Origin of the sequence: Rhodococcus sp. ARP2 (assembly GCF_001029585.1) — a bacterium.
Classification (GTDB): Bacteria; Actinomycetota; Actinomycetes; order Mycobacteriales; family Mycobacteriaceae; genus Rhodococcus_F; species Rhodococcus_F erythropolis.
Genome location: NZ_LEKE01000024.1, coordinates 15,028 through 31,730, shown reverse-complemented (window position 1 = coordinate 31,730; position 16,703 = coordinate 15,028). Strand labels below are relative to the sequence as shown.

The window sequence follows — 16,703 nt, the reverse complement described above, 5'->3', positions numbered from 1 at the left end:
CTACGTGATGAGTGCCCGTCCCGTTCCGCATACAGCGATCGCCCAGAGGACACTGACGAAAGTTCCCATGATGAACTGCTCGGACGCGTGAGGTTCGCGAAGTTCCGGGTACCGTGCGAGCCCCTTGACTGCCAAGACGATCGCGATCCCCTCCGGCCAGGTTGCGAGAATCGACGCCGCCACCGCGAGCCGTTCGAGGATGCCGATCACACGTCCGCCGCGAAGAGGTCCGGCGTCCGGTGCCGGGCTCCCGTCCGGTTGGCGACGAGCGATCTTGAAGGTGGCAAGTACCAACGGTGCACCGGCCGTGGCGGCGGCAAGTACGCACAGGACAAGCGTCGCCCCGAGAGCGAAACCGGTGACCGGGGTCGTTCGGGTCGATGCCAGTGCGGCAACACCCAGCGCCGGAAGAGCCACCACGGACGACGCCCATTCGGGGACTTCCAGTCGACCACGACTGAGCGGTCCCAGTGCCGCTGCAACTGCTGGTGCCGCGGCGGCGACGGCGAGCGCGATCAACGCCAGAACGACCATGTATTCGAGCCCCCTGCTGTGTCGACGAGTTTGTACCGGTGCGAGCGTGAGCAGTCTAGGGCTGGAGTCTGACCAAAAGTCGTTCTGCGAGTCTGCGCCCCGCGAGTTCTGCGTGCCACCCGGCTGTCAGGAGTCGCTTGGACATGGCTTGCTTGGTGATTCCGAGGTGGGCTGCCGCGCTGACCTGAGTAAGTCCGCTGTCCATCAGAGCGATGGCTTCGCGTCCGTCCTTCGTCTGTCTCGTGACAATCGTTCCGAGCAAGGTGAACGCGGCATCGACATCGGCGGCGAGTTCGTCGCGTGAGCTGTCGGCCGGCGCCTGTTCGACAGCAATTCTGGCCGGAGCTCGCTTGGCTCGCTCGACGGCGATCCGAGCAGCTTCGAATGCCGGTCCGCGTCCGGCCCGGGTCTGCCGTGGGAGAGGCTGCTCGACGGGACCGATCCCGATCCCGACACTCCAGTGCTCGCGCCGAATCAGCTCGAGTGCGACGAGGACGAGTAGCGCCGGATCGTCGGTCACCGCTTGAATCTCGTCGCCCGCAGTGCGCTCGAACGGCCGCAGGAGCCTGCGATCGACCATGTCGTCGATGATGTCCCCGACGCGGTCGACATCGCGTCGACTACCTCGCTGATCCACTGTCAGTACGAACATTAGTCAATGCTAGATAGTTGACTTTCAATAGTCAATCGTTTTGGGTTGACTCAATCAAATCAACCTCTTGAGGTTGACCGTTGTCAACGATGGTTTCGCCCGGTGAAGGCTGACGGCGAGCGTCGAACACCAGACCGGCGATGCCGATCGCAATGCAGATCCCGGACAGAATCAGGAGACGAGGATCGGCTTCGCCGGAGAGCGCATCGCCCAGAACGACAATCCCAACAGTGCCGGGCAAGATGCCGACGACGGTGGCAAGGATGTAGGGCACGATCCGGATCGACGAAATGCCGCAGCAGTAGTTCACCACCGAGAAGGGGACAAACGCGATCAAGCGCAGAGAGCCGACGGCCAGCCACCCCCGCTTTTCGATCCGCTCGTCCACCCGCCGGATCGTCGGACTCGAAATCCGTTGCCACACGACGTCACGGCCGATGGCGCGGACCAGGTAGAGGGCCAGAACGGCGCTCACAGTCGTTGCCGCCACGGTAAGAGCGATGCCGGTCACCGAGCCGAAAAGAACCCCCGCACTGAGGGTGAAGACGGTGCGCGGGAACGGCGCGACGGTGACTATCGAATGAACCAGGAAGAACACGAGGGGAAACGCCGGGCCAACCGAGTCCGCCCACTCTCGCACCTGGGACACCGTGGGATGTGGGGCGAGGAGGGCTGCGAGGAACAAAGCGAGCACTACCAGGACTATTGCGATCAATCTTCGGTCCAGCAGGCGTCCCATCACAGGTCACAAGGCTACCTGCGAACGGTGAACCGGGCCGACTGCCGACCCGCAATCGTGAGTCGAACATCGCCACGGGGGCGGGAAAGCGACGTGCTCCAGGCGACAATGAAACGGTGCTGTGACGAAAACCACTAGGCTTTCGGAGTCACCTTCACCTGCAGTCCCGGCCAGTGAAACGAACTCGCGGGTAACCCGTAAACATGCTGAACAATCGCTAGGTAAGGGCCGGTCACACGTGCACGAACGACCGAATCTGCACGTCGTCTGACCGGTCGGAAAGTGGCCGCGAACTGCCCTGTGAAGAACATGACGTGATCCTCACGATATCTGGGCTCAACCGCGGGTTAGCATCACAGAACTAACGAACAAATCCGATTATCGGTAAAGCGCTCACGCAAAAAATGAGAGGGAGCGGACACAGTGTCATTAGCTTCAGAAGCCGAGGCTGTCGAGCAGGCGTACGCGGAGTGGCAGCGCTCCGTAGCCGGTGTGCTCGCCAAGTCCCGCAGAGTCGATGCGGCAGAGCTGGGCCCCGAGCCACAGAAACTGCTCGAAACCGTCACCTACGACGGTGTCACTGTCGCACCGCTCTACAGCCCACGCGACGAGCGTCCCGAGCAGAGCTTGCCGGGCACGTTTCCGTACGTGCGTGGCGTCGACGCTCACCGTGATGTCAATGCCGGTTGGTTGGTTTCCGCTGCATTCGGAACCGCTTCGGCGGCCGAGACTAATCGCGCCATCCTGGACGCCCTCGAAAACGGAGTCAGCGCACTCTGGTTGAAGGTGGGCGCCGACGGCGTTCCGGTCACCGACCTCGCCGCTGCGCTCGAGGGCGTTCTTCTCGACCTCGCACCGCTCACGCTCGACGCAGGCGCCGAGGTGAACGATGCAGCCCGCGCACTCTTCTCTCTCCTCGATGCTCGCGGCGAAGCCGGCGACGGCGTCAGTGATCGCAGCAGTATCCGAGTTCACCTCGGTGCAGCGCCGCTGACCAGTTCGTTCTCAGGCGCAGCCGACGTCGAATTTGCAGGCGCCGTCGAGTTGGCCGCCCTCGCTGCAGCTCGCGCGGAAACCGTGCACGCGATCACCGTCGACGGCACGGCCTTCCACAACGCGGGTGCCGGCGACGCCGAGGAACTCGGAGCCGCGATTGCCGCCGGACTCGAATACCTCCGCGCACTCACCGCAGAGAGCGGTCTGACCATCGGTGCTGCGTTGTCGCAGTTGGCTTTCCGCTACTCGGCAACCGACGATCAGTTCCAGACCATCGCGAAGTTCCGCGCCGCACGTCTCGTGTGGGCCCGCATCGCTCAGGTCTGTGGAGCTTCCGACTTCGGTGGAGCGCCGCAGCACGCAGTCACCTCCGCCGCGATGATGGCTCAGCGTGATCCCTGGGTGAACATGCTGCGCACGACCCTCGCCGCATTCGGCGCCGGCGTCGGCGGAGCAGATGCAGTGACTGTTCTTCCGTTCGACGTCGCCCTGGCCGACGGCACCCTCGGTGTCAGCAAGTCCTTCTCCTCGCGCATCGCGCGCAACACGCAGTTGCTTCTCCTCGAGGAGTCGCACCTGGGCCGCGTGCTCGATCCGTCGGCGGGCTCCTGGTACGTCGAGGACCTGACGCAGCAGATCGCCGCCACCGCGTGGGAGTTCTTCCAGGAAATCGAAGCAGCCGGCGGATATCTGGCGGCACTCGAAGCGGGAATCGTCTCCGGTCGCATCGCTGCCACGAAGGCCAAGCGTGACTCCGACATCGCACACCGTAAGACCACGGTCACCGGTGTCAACGAGTTCCCGAACCTCGGCGAAACGCCGCTGTCCGCCGAAGCCGTCGAGCCCGGCCAGTCCGTCGCCCGCTACGCAGCTGCATTCGAAGCGCTTCGTGACCGTTCGGACGCGTTCCTCGCCGCCGGCGGCGCCCGTCCCACTGCGCTTCTCGCGCCGCTGGGCTCGGTTGCAGAACACAACGTGCGCACCACGTTTGCGTCCAACCTGCTCGCTTCGGGTGGTATCGACGCAGTCAACCCTGGCCCCCTCGAGGTAGGCGCAGAAGCCATCTCCGCAGCCGTCAAGGCTTCCGGTGCCACCGTCGCGGTGCTGTGCGGCACGGACAAGCGCTACGGCGAGAGCGCCGCAGCGGCCGTCGCCGAACTTCGCGCTGCCGGCATTACCAAGGTGCTGCTCGCAGGACCGGAAAAGGCAGTCGCCGACGCGACCGGCGATTCTCGCCCGGACGGATTCCTCACAGCCCGCATCGACGCAGTGTCGGCTCTGACCGAACTGCTCGACTTCATCGAGACGGGAAGCTCCAAGTGACGACACGAGAGGTCAAGCACGTGATCGGCAGTTTCGCCGAGGTCCCACTCGAGGACCCGCAGTCTCCGGCACCCACACCGCCGTCGGTCGAGCAGGCACAGGCGCTCATCGAAGAGGGCGCAAACGCCAACAACTACGCCGCCGAGCAGGTTGTCTGGTCCACCCCGGAAGGCATCGACGTCAAGCCGGTGTACACCGGTGCGGACCGCACGGCCGCCGCCGAGTCCGGTTACCCGCTCGACAGCTTCCCTGGCGCAGCGCCGTTCCTGCGTGGTCCGTACCCGACCATGTACGTGAACCAGCCGTGGACCATTCGCCAGTACGCCGGATTCTCCACTGCCGCGGAGTCGAATGCGTTCTACCGTCGTAACCTCGCGGCCGGTCAGAAGGGCCTCTCGGTCGCCTTCGACCTCGCCACACACCGCGGCTACGACTCCGATCATCCTCGCGTTGCGGGTGACGTCGGAATGGCCGGTGTCGCAATCGATTCCATCCTCGACATGCGTCAGCTCTTCGACGGAATCGACCTCTCGCAGGTGTCGGTCTCGATGACGATGAACGGCGCTGTGCTCCCGATTCTCGCGCTGTACGTCGCCGCGGCAGGCGAGCAAGGCGTCACCCCGGACAAGCTGGCCGGAACGATCCAGAACGACATCCTCAAAGAGTTCATGGTTCGTAACACCTACATCTATCCGCCCAAGCCCTCGATGCGGATCATCTCGGACATCTTCGCGTACTCCAGCGCGGAAATGCCGAAGTACAACTCCATCTCCATCTCGGGCTACCACATCCAGGAAGCCGGAGCGACGGCCGATCTGGAACTGGCGTACACCCTTGCGGACGGCGTCGAGTACATCCGCGCCGGCCTCGACGCCGGTATGGACATCGACAAGTTCGCACCGCGCCTGTCCTTCTTCTGGGCCATCGGCATGAACTTCTTCATGGAGGTCGCCAAGCTCCGCGCCGGACGCCTCCTGTGGGCCGAGCTTGTTGCCAAGTTCGATCCCAAGAGCGCGAAGTCGCTCTCGCTGCGTACCCACTCGCAGACCTCGGGCTGGTCTCTGACCGCGCAGGACGTCTTCAACAACGTTCCGCGTACCTGCGTCGAAGCCATGGCTGCCACCCAGGGCCACACTCAGTCGCTGCACACCAACGCACTCGACGAGGCCATCGCACTGCCGACGGACTTCTCCGCCCGCATCGCCCGTAACACCCAGTTGCTGCTGCAGCAGGAATCCGGCACCGTGCGTCCCATCGACCCGTGGGGCGGCTCGTACTACGTCGAGTGGCTCACCAACGAACTCGCCAACCGGGCTCGTAAGCACATCGAAGAGGTCGAGGAAGCCGGCGGAATGGCTCAGGCCATCAACGAAGGCATCCCGAAGCTGCGCATCGAGGAAGCTGCCGCCCGCACCCAGGCACGCATCGACTCCGGTCGGCAGCCGCTCGTCGGCGTCAACAAGTACGTTCCCGACGAGGTCGACACCATCGAAGTTCTCAAGGTCGAGAACTCCAAGGTCCGCAAGGAACAGCTCGAGAAGCTGGTTCGCCTTCGCGCAGAACGTGATCCGGAAGCCGTCGAGGCCGCACTGGCGAACCTCACTCGCGCTGCCGCATCCACCGAAGGCGGCATGGAGAACAACCTCCTCGCCCTCGCTGTCGTCGCCGCCCGCGCGATGGCTACCGTCGGCGAGATTTCCGACGCCCTCGAAAAGGTGTACGGACGCCACCAGGCCGAGATCCGCACCATCAGTGGTGTGTACCGCGACGAGGCAGGAACGGTGAGCAACATCAGCAAGGCGATGGAACTGGTCGAGAAATTCGCCGAGGACGAGGGACGTCGTCCCCGTATTCTCGTCGCGAAGATGGGCCAGGACGGTCACGACCGTGGCCAGAAGGTCATCTCCACGGCCTTCGCGGACATCGGATTCGACGTCGACGTCGGACCGCTGTTCCAGACCCCCGAAGAGGTCGCCAATCAGGCGGCCGACAACGACGTCCACGTAGTCGGTGTGTCGTCGTTGGCAGCCGGTCACCTGACCTTGGTGCCGGCGCTGCGGGAGGCTTTGGCTGCGGCCGGTCGTCCCGACATCATGATCGTCGTCGGCGGCGTCATTCCGCCCGGTGACTTCGACGAACTCTACGAGGCCGGCGCTGCTGCCATCTTCCCGCCCGGAACCGTCATCGCCGACGCTGCCAGCGGATTGTTGGAGAAGCTCTCCGCCCAACTGGGTCACGACCACAGCTGAGAAGGGGGTCACTGAAGATGGCACGTCAGCCCATCGACATTGATTCCCTCGCCGAGGCGGTGCGCGGAAATCAGCGTGCCGGCCTCGCTCGGGCGATCACCCTCGTCGAGTCCACTCGCGACGACCACCGGGCCCTTGCACAGCAGCTTCTGCTGAAGTTGCTGCCCGAGGCCGGGGGAGCGCACCGGATCGGCATCACCGGCGTTCCCGGCGTCGGCAAGTCGACGTTCATCGACGCGCTCGGAATGTACTTGCTGGGCAAGGGACATCGGGTTGCGGTGTTGGCGGTCGATCCGTCGTCCACCCGCACCGGCGGCTCGATTCTCGGCGACAAGACACGCATGGCTCGGCTCACCGTCGAACCGAATGCGTACATCCGGCCGTCACCGACGTCCGGCACGCTCGGTGGTGTTGCCAAGGCAACCCGAGAGACCATCGTGCTTCTCGAAGCTGCCGGTTTCGACGTCATCCTGGTGGAGACGGTGGGTGTCGGCCAGTCCGAAGTCACTGTTGCCAACATGGTGGACTGCTTTACGTTCCTGACCCTCGCTCGTACCGGTGATCAGCTCCAGGGCATCAAGAAGGGTGTCCTCGAGCTCGCAGATCTGGTGGCGGTCAACAAGGCCGATGGAAAGCATGAGCGCGAGGCAAAGGGTGCTGCCCGCGAATTGGCCGGAGCGCTTCGCCTGATCTACCCGCACGACGCCATCTGGAAGCCGCCCGTCATCACGATGAGCGGCCTCGAGGGTGTCGGGCTGGACGAGTTCTGGGGAACTGTCACCAAACACCGTGAGGTGCTCACCGAAGCAGGACAGTTCGAGGAGAAGCGTCGCAAGCAACAGGTCGATTGGACCTGGACGATGGTCAACGATCAGCTGCTACGCAGGCTCTCGAGCAACGATCGGGTGCGTGCGATCCGGGCCGACGTCGAGCAGAGCGTGCGTGACGGTTCGCTGACGGCAGCGTTGGCGGCGGGGCGAATTCTCGACGCGTTCGACGGAAGCAACTAGGGCGAAAAAACAAAATCCCGGGTATCCGACAGCGGATACCCGGGATTTCTTCTGTGACGAGCTATCGTTCGCGTTTGACCGCAGGCTCGGTGAGTTCGTTCTCGACAGCGAGTTCGACTCCCGTGAAATCGCCTTCTGCCTCGGCTGGGGTGAGCGTGGACCGCTTCCACGCGTAGAACAGCAGCGCTGCCCACGCGCCGAGAATGGCCAGGTAGCCGGCCACTGTGACCGGCCCGGTGATGTCGAAGGATTTGAACAGCTTCTGTGCGTTGGTCAACACGATGACGCCGCCCACCGCCGTTCCGAGCAAGGTGGCAGGTACACGGCTGACCAGCCACGCCGCGAACGGGGCAGCGATGACACCGCCGAGCGCGAGACCGGCGACAACGAGGAGGTTTCCAGCAGACTCACGACCCAATCCGACAAGAAATCCCAGCGACGCGGCTGAGGCGACCAGAAACTCCGAGGCGCTGACCGAGCCGATCACGGTGCGCGGCGCGGTCTTGCCCCGCGAGAGCAGCGTGCTGGTGGTGATCGGACCCCAACCACCACCGCCGGATGCATCGATGAAACCACCGAACAGGCCGAGTGGGGACAGGAAACGTGCAGTGTGCGGGGTGGTGCGAGCGTCCGCGACGGCCGGTGGGCGGACCGAGAAGCGAAGTGCCACATAGATACCGATGGCCAGCAGGATCGTCGCCGTGATGGGGACTGCCGCTTCGGTGGACAGACCCGATAGCACGGTTGCGCCGATGAATGCACCGACTGCGCCGGGTACACCGAGCTTGGCGACGAGCTTCCAGTCGATGTTCTTGAACTTCCAATGCGACACACCCGAAGCGAGGGTGGTGCCGACCTCGGCCAGGTGAACAGCGGCGCTGGCCTGAGCCGGACCGAGGCCACCGATCATCAACAGAGTGGTTGCGGTGACACCGAAGGCCATACCGAGGGCGCCGTCGACGAGCTGGGCGCCGACGCCGACAAGGGTGAACAAAAGAAGGTTGAACATGAGAAGACAGACTCCGAGCGAAGAAGCGACAAAGTCAGGGGTGCAGGCAGCGAGAATCGCCGCTCAGCAACACGCCTGATCGAAGCATGCGCTACGACGAGTGGGCCAGAACGCCATCAATCCGAGCGCAAATGCCGGGGAGGCATCGTGGCTGGAAATCTGCACGTCAGGTCCTTTGTTCTCGTTCGTTGGTGTTCTGTCCATGCGAGCATAGCCGGTGCCCGGCTCGGTCAACCCACGACGCGGGCGTAATTTCCCACTCGGTGGACAAGTCGATCGAAGAATTCCGCCGGATCGGTGCCGACCGCGATATCCGCGTTGGGCTCACGCTTCCAGTGCCCGACCCAGTCCGCGACCGTCGTTCCGATCAGCAGTGGACTCTCGGTTTCGACGTCTACCGTTGCCGGTTTCAGCGTCGCCAAGCTCGGATCGAGCGCGACGGCAGCAGCAAAGGGATCATGCATGTGAGCAAGAAAGCCCTGGTCGTATTCACGATGGAATTCCATGTAGAACCGGATCGCGTCGGACATATGCCTGATCACGCTGTTGGACGCGGAACTGCGGACGTCGGGGCCGTCGTCAGGGGAGATGATCTCTTCCGGAGTGCTCCCGGCAGCGTCGGCGAGCCGACGCACATGTTCGGGGAACATCTCGATGGATTCGGTGACGTTGAGGCCGCAGATGATCGGGCGCCGGTGCGCGGGTACGACGGAGAACGCGTCGAACACCTCCTTGGCGGCGTGCGGATCCACCGAGACGTTCCACTCCGCGGTCGGCGTCGTGTTGCCCGGATAGTTGAACGACCCACCCATCACGACCAGCCGCTTCAGCAGAGACGGCAGATCGGGTTCACGTCTGATCGCCAGCGCAAGGTTGGTGAGCGGCCCCGTCACCAATCCGGTGAGTTGTCCGGGGTACTCCCGGACGAGATCCACCCAGAGGTCGGTGGCCGTTCGGACCGAGCGCTTGCGACCCGAATCGGGGAGGACGGCATGGCCGATCCCTTGCGGACCGTGAGTCTCCTCGGTGGTGCGCAACGGGATGACCAGTGGCTCGCGGGCGCCGAGTGCAACCTCGATGTCCGGGGCGCCGCAGAGCGCAAGCCAGTTCAAGTTGTTGGCCGCGACCTGTTCCACCGGAACGTTGCCGGCGGTGCTCGCAATCCCCAGAATCTCGGCTTCGGGGCTGGCAAGGAGATAGAGAAGCGCCAACGAGTCGTCGATGCCGGTGTCGACGTCGACGATGAGCTTGTGCGTATCACTCATCGGTGGCCACCAGGATCGTCGGTGAATGCAGGACAGGGAAGTTGACCGACCGAGCGATGAAGCACTTCGTGTGTGCGGGGCCGTGAAGCTCCTCGGCCTTCTCGACCATCGACGCCTCCGCGACCAATACCGTCGGATTCAACGTCACTTCGATGAACTGGCCGCCGCCATCGGATTCCTCGATCATGCTGCCGACCGGCTGATCGCTGTAGTCGAGAACGACGACCCCAGCGGCAGCTGCCAGACCGAGGTACCAGAGCATGTGGCATTGGGCGAGGGAGGCAACGAGCAGTTCCTCGGGGTTCCATCGCTGCGCGTCACCGCGGAACGAGGGATCGGAGCTGCCGAGAAGTTCCGGCTTTCCGACCGCGGATATTGCATGATTGCGCGAATATCCCTGCGTGCTGGACGTTCCGGTTCCCAGATCGCCCGTCCACTGAAGGTCGAGTGTGTAGGTATGTGACTTCACAGGTCCATCTTGCCCTGAATGTGCCGGTCCCTCAGTGTGCCCACTCCGCCCGATCCGATCCCCACGGATGGGATGGTTCGGGGTAGTCCTCGAACTCTGCCAGCGCGGGTCGTGCGGTGGTCACGTCGGCATGGTTGACAACAGCATTCAGGCCGGGAGCGGTCGGTAGACCGGGATGGAGGGTTCGGCCGGGTGCGTCGAGAAGACGGGCGCCGGTGCTGGCCAATGACACGTCGACATCGCGGCCACGGCCGTCGTGCGAGCGCAGCGTCAACGCGTCGAGGATCCCAGCTGCCAAGAAGTATCCGGTCGAGTGGTCGAGGGCCTGCGCTGGAAGTGCGCCCGGTTTCTCGCCGCCCTCGAGGAACGAGATACCGGATGCGGCCTGCACGATGCTGTCGAAGCCGCGGCGATTCGCCCACGGACCTTCCCATCCCCATGCGCTGACGCGCCCGTGGATCAGGTGGGCGGGAAGATCCTGCCCGATGAGTGCTTCGAGTGCGCCAGGACGGTAGCCGGTGACCAGTACGTCTGCGGTGTCGAGGAGTTCGCGGAATGCTGCCGCTTCCGCCGAGGATTTCAGGTCGAGAAGCGCCGATCGCTTGCCCTGGCCACTGTCGAGGTGCTGCCATCCGATCTCGGGGATCGCCGGGGGATCGATCCGCAGAACGTCAGCGCCGACCAGCGCGAGGGCACGGGTCGCGACCGGGCCGGCGATGACGCGGGTCAGGTCGAGAACACGTGGGCGCGTCGGATGCGTGCGGGGTTTTCCCTCGTCGCGTACTCGGATGGATACCAGAGGCTCAGACCTCGCAGCTGCGCACTGCTCACTCAGGCGCCACTCGGTCTCGGTACGAACACGGACCGCGATGGCGCCGATCTCGGCGGCCTGCTGCTCGATCTCGATGGCGCTGAGTTCGGATATCCGTTGCGCCACTGCATCTTTAGGTGATCCATGGTCGAGTTCGAGGATGGCGAGCAGGCGGTCGCGATGGTGTGGATAGTTGCCGTGCGTGCGGACCCAACCGTCGCGGGCGGCAAAGAACCCCGAGTATTCGGAGAATCCGTTGATCGGTTCGCCGCCGATCCGGAACAGTCGATCGCTCGAGAAGGACGCGGCGATGCGCTCGGGATCGAGGGTCCAGTGTCCGTCGCCCGGGCTGGTTGACCGAAGAATTGCCGAGGCGAAGGCCGCGACTGAGCCTGCAGCGAGGTCGAACACCGGCAAGTGCGCCGCAAGGAAGCCCGCCGAGTCCGGGCATTCGATGTGGCCGCGTCGGTCGTCGGTGTGCACCCCGACGTCACGTTGGTATTCGTCGAGATAGAACCCGTACCCGTGATCCATGTGGCGCCTTTCGGCAGTTCAGTGGCCGAGAAGCTCCCGGCACTTCTCTGCCAGCGTATCGCGGAGCGGCGCAGCACGATCCGCCAACTGTTGTTGCTGACGCACGTATTCGGCGCGGCCCGCGGGAGTTTCGATACGAATGGGGGAGTACCCGTACTCGGCGAGGTCGTATGGGCTCGCGCGCATGTCGAGTTCACGGGCCAGGAGCGCGTGTTCGAAGCACCGCATCACCAGATCGGAATCCACGAGTGGCAACAACTTGAAGCTCCACTTGTACAGATCCATACCGGCGTGCAGGCAGCCCGGCTGTTCGTGATCGATCTGGGTTTCGCGTGCAAGCGGGAGCGAGTTCTTGGGGGCCGCGTCCGGTGTGAAGAACCGGAACGCGTCGTAGTGCGTGCATTTGAGTGGCAGGGATTCGACGACCGCGTCGGTACCGGCGAACCCGAGCCGCAGCGGCACTGACTGGTGACGGATCGCGTCCTCGCCGCCGCGATAGACCATCGCCCATTCGTGGAGGCCGAAACAGCCCAGCACAGCGGGCCGCGCAGACGTCTGATTCAACAGATTCCACACGAATTCGACTGTGTGACGCCGACGCTCCAGCACGGCGGCCTCGACCGTCGCGGTACCCGATTCGTCGACGCGGTAGCCGGAGAAGGCTGCGTATTCGCCGGCGTTCTCGAGTGCGACTCCGTACCCGGGGTGCCAGCGGCGCAGTTGCGCGGGCTTGAAGTTGTAGTACGTGAAGAGGAAGTCGTGCACCGGGTGAGAGATACCGGCGCTACGACGCGCTCGGTGCGGCTCGACGAGCTTTTCCACCTCCTCGAGGTGAAGTGCCCGCCGAGCCGTCCACTCGCTCTGTGCGAGTGCGAGTGAATGCACCGAACGTGTCATCGATCAGCTGTTTCTTTGTCCGGGAACAGCATCCGTGCCGCGGTGCGTGCCGTCGCGAACCGTTCCGACGTACTCCTCGAGCAGATCCTCGAGCGCGACGATACCGATCACCACTCCGTCGGCGTCCGTGACTGCGCCGAGGTGCGAGCTGGCCCGACGAAGGCCGGCCAACGCTTCGGCCAGCGGCGTGCTGAGCGGAACGATGGGCAACGGGCGGATATCCGACGTCGGAACGACGGTGTCCGGCCCGGCAGCTTCGTCGAGCACCTCGTCGAGAACATCCTTGAGGTGCACGTACCCGGCCAGCGATCCGTCGCTCGCTCGGACCGGGTAACGCGAGTATCCGGTCTCGATGACCGCACGCTCGATCTCACCCAGTGTTGTTCCCGACGGCGTGAGGGGAATGGTCCGTACCTTGTCGAGAGTGATCAGGACTTCGGAGACGGTGCGATCTGTCGATTCGAGTGCCTGCTTCAAGCGCCGGTGTTCTTCGGCGTCGATCAGACCCTCGGATCGCGATTCACCGATCATCGCGGACAACTCCACCGCCGAGACAGTGACGTCGAGTTCGTCCTTGGGCTCGACGCGCAGGAGCTTGAGCACTCCGTTGGCGCAGAGGTTGTAGAACGCGATGATCGGGCGAGCGATCTTGATGAACGCCAGATGCACGGGAACGAGCAGCATGGCCGTCTTCTCGGGGCCCGCCAACGCGATGTTCTTGGGCACCATTTCCCCGAGGAGGATATGCAGCACGACGACCAGCGAGAGCGCGATCGCAAACGAAATCGGGTGTAGCAATCCGTCGGGAAGGCCGACGGCTTCCATCGGCACCTCGAGGAGGTGCGCGATGGCGGGCTCGGCGACCTTACCGAGCAGGATCGAGCAGATCGTGATGCCCAGCTGAGCTGCCGCAAGCATCAGCGAGAGGTTCTCACCGGCCTTGATGACCGTGAGTGCCCGCTTCTTACCCTGCGCGACAAGTGCCTCGAGGCGGTCGCGTCGTGCGGAGATCAGCGCGAACTCCGCACCGACGAAGAATGCGTTACCGGCGAGCAGCACGACGGTGAGGAGTACACCGAAGAGGTTATTCATCGTCGGACTCCTTCGTGTCGTCGTCTGCGGATTCGGGTTCGACATGTGCCGGGACCGGCGTGATGGTCACTCGGTCGATACGACGGCCGTCCATACTGGTCACTCGGGCGATCCACTTTCCGCGGGAATCACCGGACGAGTCGACGTCGGGCAATTCCACTTCGTCACCCTCGTCGGGGATTCGGCCCAGTTCGGTGAGCACCAGACCGCCGAGCGTGTCGTAGTCGCCTTCGGGTGCGGTGTATCCGGTTGCCGACGTGACCTCGTCGATGCGCAGGAGACCGGAGCACGACCAGCCGTCGCCGACGCGCTGTACGTCGAGTTCGGGTTCGTCGTGTTCGTCGCGCACATCACCGACGATTTCCTCGATGAGGTCTTCCATCGTGACGATGCCGGCTGTTCCGCCGTATTCGTCGACGACAAGAGCGACCTGCATGCCGTCGGAGCGGATCCGCTCCATGACGGTGTCTCCGTCCAGGCTCGACGGCACGACGGGAACACGTTGAGCCAGACTGTCGACGCGCGTCGTGCGCCTGCGCTCGGCCGGAACGGTGAATGCGTGTTTGATGTGTACGACGCCGACTGTGTCGTCGAGATCGCCGCGAACGACGGGGAAGCGCGAGTAGCCAGTTCGCGACGCCGTCACGATCAGGTCTGCGACGGTGTCCGAGAGTTCCAGCGATTCGATCTTCACTCGCGGAGTCATCAGCTCTTCTGCGGTGCGGTCACCGAACTGCAGCGAACGGTCGACGAGCATCGCCGTGCCCTTGTCGATGGACCCGCGCTGCGCGGACGTCCGCACGAGGGACCCGAGTTCCTGCGGTGATCGCGCCGAGCGCAATTCTTCCGCGGGTTCGATGCCCAGGCGTCGCACGATCCAGTTGGCGGTTCCGTTGAGGCCGTTGATGGCCCACCGGAAGATCAGCGAGAAGCCCGCTTGCAGGCCCGCAGTCGCGCGGGCGGTGGGCATCGGCTTGGAGATTGCGAGGTTCTTCGGTACGAGCTCACCGAAGATCATGGAGAACGAGGTCGCAATCACGAGCGCCAGGATCAAAGACGTTGTCGAGGCAGCGGATTCGCTGAGCCCGACGGCCTTCGTGACCGGTGTGATGAACCGTGCCAGAACGGGCTCGGCCAGGTAACCGGTGATCAGGGTTGTGATCGTGATACCCAGCTGAGCGCCGGAGAGCTGGAACGAGAGAGTCTTGTGCGCGTGTTGAACCTGCCGCGAGCGTCGGTCGCCGCCACGAGCAGCTTCGTCGACGGTGCTGCGTTCGAGCGCGGTCAGTGAGAATTCGGCCGCCACGAAGAGGGCGGTGCCTGCAGTCAGCGCGATGAAGCCGACCAGGCTGAGAATGGTGAAAACGATGTCCATGTGTCATCGCCACCTGAGGTGTGCACGGGGGCCGCCGGGTTTGTCTCCCGGCTCGCTAGAGGAGCCCTCCGAACCAGCGGAATCAGACGATTCCTCGGATAAAACGACGGGTGTAGCGCCGGGTAAGTGTGTGGGTGCCTCGGGCACCGGGTTCCTCTCGTCGGAGCCGAGTATTTCTCGGCTGTAGCGGGCTCGGTCGGGTCGCCGATGGGCACCCGACCGAGTTTTGTTTCCTGTTTACGGATCCAATGATACCGGCGGGTGCCCGGGAGCAGGGACCCGAGCACCCGCCGACTGTCATAAAACGTGGTTCACCAACCCGACGGAAGCGGCCGTCCTTCGGCGAATCCGGCGGCGGACTGCACTCCCAGAACTGCCTTCTCGTGCAGCTCCTCGAGTGAGCGCGCACCCGCGTACGTGCAGGTACTGCGTACGCCGGAACAAATCTGATCGATCAGGTCCTCGACTCCGGGGCGCTCGGGATCGAGACGCATCCGCGAACTGGAGATGCCTTCCTCGAACAATCCCTTACGGGCGCGATCGAAAGCCGTTTCGGTGGCTGTGCGAGCGGCAACAGCGCGCTTGGAGGCCATACCGAAGCTCTCCTTGTACGCGTTGCCCGCCTGATCGACTTTGAGATCGCCGGGGGACTCGTACGTGCCGGCGAACCACGAGCCGATCATGACGTTCGACGCGCCCGCCGCGAGGGCGAGTGCAACGTCGCGAGGGTGGCGAACGCCGCCGTCGGCCCAGACGTGCTTGCCGAGCTCACGTGCTGCTGCAGCACATTCCGCGACGGCCGAGAACTGCGGGCGTCCGACGCCGGTCATCATGCGAGTCGTGCACATGGCTCCGGGCCCGACGCCGACCTTGACGATGTCCGCGCCTGCGGCGATCAGATCACGGGTTCCCTGTGCGGACACCACGTTGCCTGCAACCAACGGGACGCCGAGGTCGAGCGCCTTGAGGGTGGTGAGCGCATCGATCATTCTCTGCTGGTGACCGTGAGCCGTGTCCACGACGATCACGTCGGCACCGGCGTCGACGAGTGCCTTGGCCTTGGCGCCCACGTCGCCGTTCACACCGACCGCAGCAGCGACCCGGAGTGCGCCGCGCTCATCGACTGCGGGGTCGTAGATGCCGGCACGAATCGCGCCGGTGCGAGTGAGGACGCCGGCGAGGGTTCCGTCCTCGTTGACGATGACGGCCAACGGATCGTGCTTGGTTTCGAGCAGTTCGAAGACCTCACGCGGTGTGGCGGTGACCGGGGCGGTGACGAAGTCGGTGATCGCGACGGTACGTAGGCGAGTGAACCGATCGACATCCGCGCAGGCAGCCTCGGTGACGACACCGAGAGGCTTGCCGTCCTCGACCACTACGACTGCGCCGTGTGCACGCTTGGGTAGCAGCGCCAGCGCATCGGAGACGGCGTCGTCCGGACTCAGCGTGACCGGCGTATCAGCGACGAGGTGGCGGCTCTTGACGAACGCCACGGTCTCGGCGACAGCGTCAGTGGGGACGTCCTGCGGAATGATGACCAGTCCGCCGCGGCGGGCGACAGTCTCGGCCATGCGGCGGCCGGCGACTGCGGTCATATTGGCGACGACGACGGGAATGGTCGTTCCGGATCCGTCGGAAGAATTGAGATCGACGTCGAACCGAGAGGTGACCTCGGTCCGGTTAGGGACGAGGAAGACGTCGTCGTAGGTCAGGTCGTATGGGGGGCGTTGCCCTTCGAGGAACTGCAC

At 64.2% G+C, this 16,703-nt stretch carries 14 protein-coding genes; 3 read left to right on the top strand and 11 right to left on the bottom strand.

Features of this window, described 5'->3' with window-relative positions; genetic code table 11:
• Genes ABX74_RS04580 through ABX74_RS04570 form a run of 3 tightly spaced genes read right to left on the bottom strand, consistent with a single transcriptional unit; the run spans window position 1 to window position 1,925 of the window.
• The gene (locus tag ABX74_RS04580; RefSeq protein WP_003944797.1) at window positions 1–534 is read right to left on the bottom strand and encodes a hypothetical protein; all 534 of its coding nucleotides are present in this window, start codon (window positions 532–534) and stop codon (window positions 1–3) included.
• Between the two features lie 55 nt (window positions 535–589).
• The gene (locus tag ABX74_RS04575) at window positions 590–1,186 is read right to left on the bottom strand and encodes a hypothetical protein (RefSeq protein WP_020907749.1); all 597 of its coding nucleotides are present in this window, start codon (window positions 1,184–1,186) and stop codon (window positions 590–592) included.
• 31 nt (window positions 1,187–1,217) lie between these two features.
• A complete protein-coding gene (locus ABX74_RS04570; protein WP_007727829.1) occupies window positions 1,218–1,925 on the bottom strand; it encodes a TVP38/TMEM64 family protein in 708 nt (235 codons plus the stop codon).
• A gap of 423 nt (window positions 1,926–2,348) precedes the next feature.
• Here ABX74_RS04570 and mutA point away from each other — a divergent pair, with 423 nt between their 5' ends.
• The 3 genes from mutA to meaB are packed head-to-tail and all read left to right on the top strand — an operon-like array spanning window position 2,349 to window position 7,503.
• Window positions 2,349–4,244: a methylmalonyl-CoA mutase small subunit gene (mutA, locus tag ABX74_RS04565; RefSeq protein WP_020969616.1), complete on the top strand. Its 1,896-nt coding sequence runs from the start codon at window positions 2,349–2,351 to the stop codon at window positions 4,242–4,244.
• Entirely contained in the window at window positions 4,241–6,493 is a 2,253-nt protein-coding gene (gene scpA, locus ABX74_RS04560) for a methylmalonyl-CoA mutase (RefSeq protein WP_019748436.1), read from the top strand. The genes mutA and scpA overlap by 4 nt, the downstream gene beginning before the upstream one ends.
• A gap of 17 nt (window positions 6,494–6,510) precedes the next feature.
• On the top strand, window positions 6,511–7,503 hold the full coding sequence (meaB, locus tag ABX74_RS04555; RefSeq protein ID WP_003945003.1) for a methylmalonyl Co-A mutase-associated GTPase MeaB: 993 nt from the start codon (window positions 6,511–6,513) through the stop codon (window positions 7,501–7,503).
• 61 nt (window positions 7,504–7,564) lie between these two features.
• On the opposite strand, the gene ABX74_RS04550 is transcribed toward meaB, so the two are convergent.
• The 8 genes from ABX74_RS04550 to ABX74_RS04515 all read right to left on the bottom strand — a co-directional run bounded on the left by ABX74_RS04550 (window position 7,565) and on the right by ABX74_RS04515 (window position 16,703).
• Complete coding sequence (locus ABX74_RS04550; RefSeq protein ID WP_047888331.1) at window positions 7,565–8,512, bottom strand: sulfite exporter TauE/SafE family protein; 948 nt, start codon at window positions 8,510–8,512, stop codon at window positions 7,565–7,567.
• 230 nt (window positions 8,513–8,742) lie between these two features.
• Complete coding sequence (locus ABX74_RS04545; RefSeq protein WP_047888330.1) at window positions 8,743–9,777, bottom strand: nucleoside hydrolase; 1,035 nt, start codon at window positions 9,775–9,777, stop codon at window positions 8,743–8,745.
• Window positions 9,770–10,246: an OsmC family protein gene (locus ABX74_RS04540; RefSeq protein WP_019748441.1), complete on the bottom strand. Its 477-nt coding sequence runs from the start codon at window positions 10,244–10,246 to the stop codon at window positions 9,770–9,772. The genes ABX74_RS04545 and ABX74_RS04540 overlap by 8 nt, the downstream gene beginning before the upstream one ends.
• Before the next feature lie 31 nt (window positions 10,247–10,277).
• Window positions 10,278–11,591: a CoA transferase gene (locus ABX74_RS04535; RefSeq protein WP_047888329.1), complete on the bottom strand. Its 1,314-nt coding sequence runs from the start codon at window positions 11,589–11,591 to the stop codon at window positions 10,278–10,280.
• An 18-nt stretch (window positions 11,592–11,609) separates the two neighbouring features.
• The gene (locus ABX74_RS04530) at window positions 11,610–12,488 is read right to left on the bottom strand and encodes a hypothetical protein (RefSeq protein WP_019748443.1); all 879 of its coding nucleotides are present in this window, start codon (window positions 12,486–12,488) and stop codon (window positions 11,610–11,612) included.
• Window positions 12,489–12,491: 3 nt separating this feature from the next.
• The gene (locus ABX74_RS04525; protein ID WP_003944826.1) at window positions 12,492–13,580 is read right to left on the bottom strand and encodes a hemolysin family protein; all 1,089 of its coding nucleotides are present in this window, start codon (window positions 13,578–13,580) and stop codon (window positions 12,492–12,494) included.
• Window positions 13,573–14,955, bottom strand: coding sequence for a hemolysin family protein (locus ABX74_RS04520; RefSeq protein WP_019748444.1), 1,383 nt, complete (start codon window positions 14,953–14,955; stop codon window positions 13,573–13,575). The genes ABX74_RS04525 and ABX74_RS04520 overlap by 8 nt, the downstream gene beginning before the upstream one ends.
• A 311-nt stretch (window positions 14,956–15,266) precedes the next feature.
• Window positions 15,267–16,703 (bottom strand): GuaB1 family IMP dehydrogenase-related protein, encoded by a 1,437-nt coding sequence (locus ABX74_RS04515; protein ID WP_042919784.1) that lies wholly within the window; start codon window positions 16,701–16,703, stop codon window positions 15,267–15,269.

Excerpts from the sequence above, each read along its gene's own strand:
- ABX74_RS04570 (WP_007727829.1), bottom strand. The coding sequence starts at position 1,925 with ATGGGACGCCTGCTGGACCGAAGATTGATCGCAATAGTCCTGGTAGTG.
- ABX74_RS04535 (WP_047888329.1), bottom strand. The coding sequence starts at position 11,591 with ATGGATCACGGGTACGGGTTCTATCTCGACGAATACCAACGTGACGTC.
- ABX74_RS04520 (WP_019748444.1), bottom strand. The coding sequence starts at position 14,955 with ATGGACATCGTTTTCACCATTCTCAGCCTGGTCGGCTTCATCGCGCTG.
- meaB (WP_003945003.1), top strand. The coding sequence starts at position 6,511 with ATGGCACGTCAGCCCATCGACATTGATTCCCTCGCCGAGGCGGTGCGC.
- ABX74_RS04525 (WP_003944826.1), bottom strand. The coding sequence starts at position 13,580 with ATGAATAACCTCTTCGGTGTACTCCTCACCGTCGTGCTGCTCGCCGGT.
- ABX74_RS04530 (WP_019748443.1), bottom strand. The coding sequence starts at position 12,488 with ATGACACGTTCGGTGCATTCACTCGCACTCGCACAGAGCGAGTGGACG.
- ABX74_RS04580 (WP_003944797.1), bottom strand. The coding sequence starts at position 534 with ATGGTCGTTCTGGCGTTGATCGCGCTCGCCGTCGCCGCCGCGGCACCA.
- ABX74_RS04545 (WP_047888330.1), bottom strand. The coding sequence starts at position 9,777 with ATGAGTGATACGCACAAGCTCATCGTCGACGTCGACACCGGCATCGAC.
- ABX74_RS04575 (WP_020907749.1), bottom strand. The coding sequence starts at position 1,186 with ATGTTCGTACTGACAGTGGATCAGCGAGGTAGTCGACGCGATGTCGAC.
- ABX74_RS04550 (WP_047888331.1), bottom strand. The coding sequence starts at position 8,512 with ATGTTCAACCTTCTTTTGTTCACCCTTGTCGGCGTCGGCGCCCAGCTC.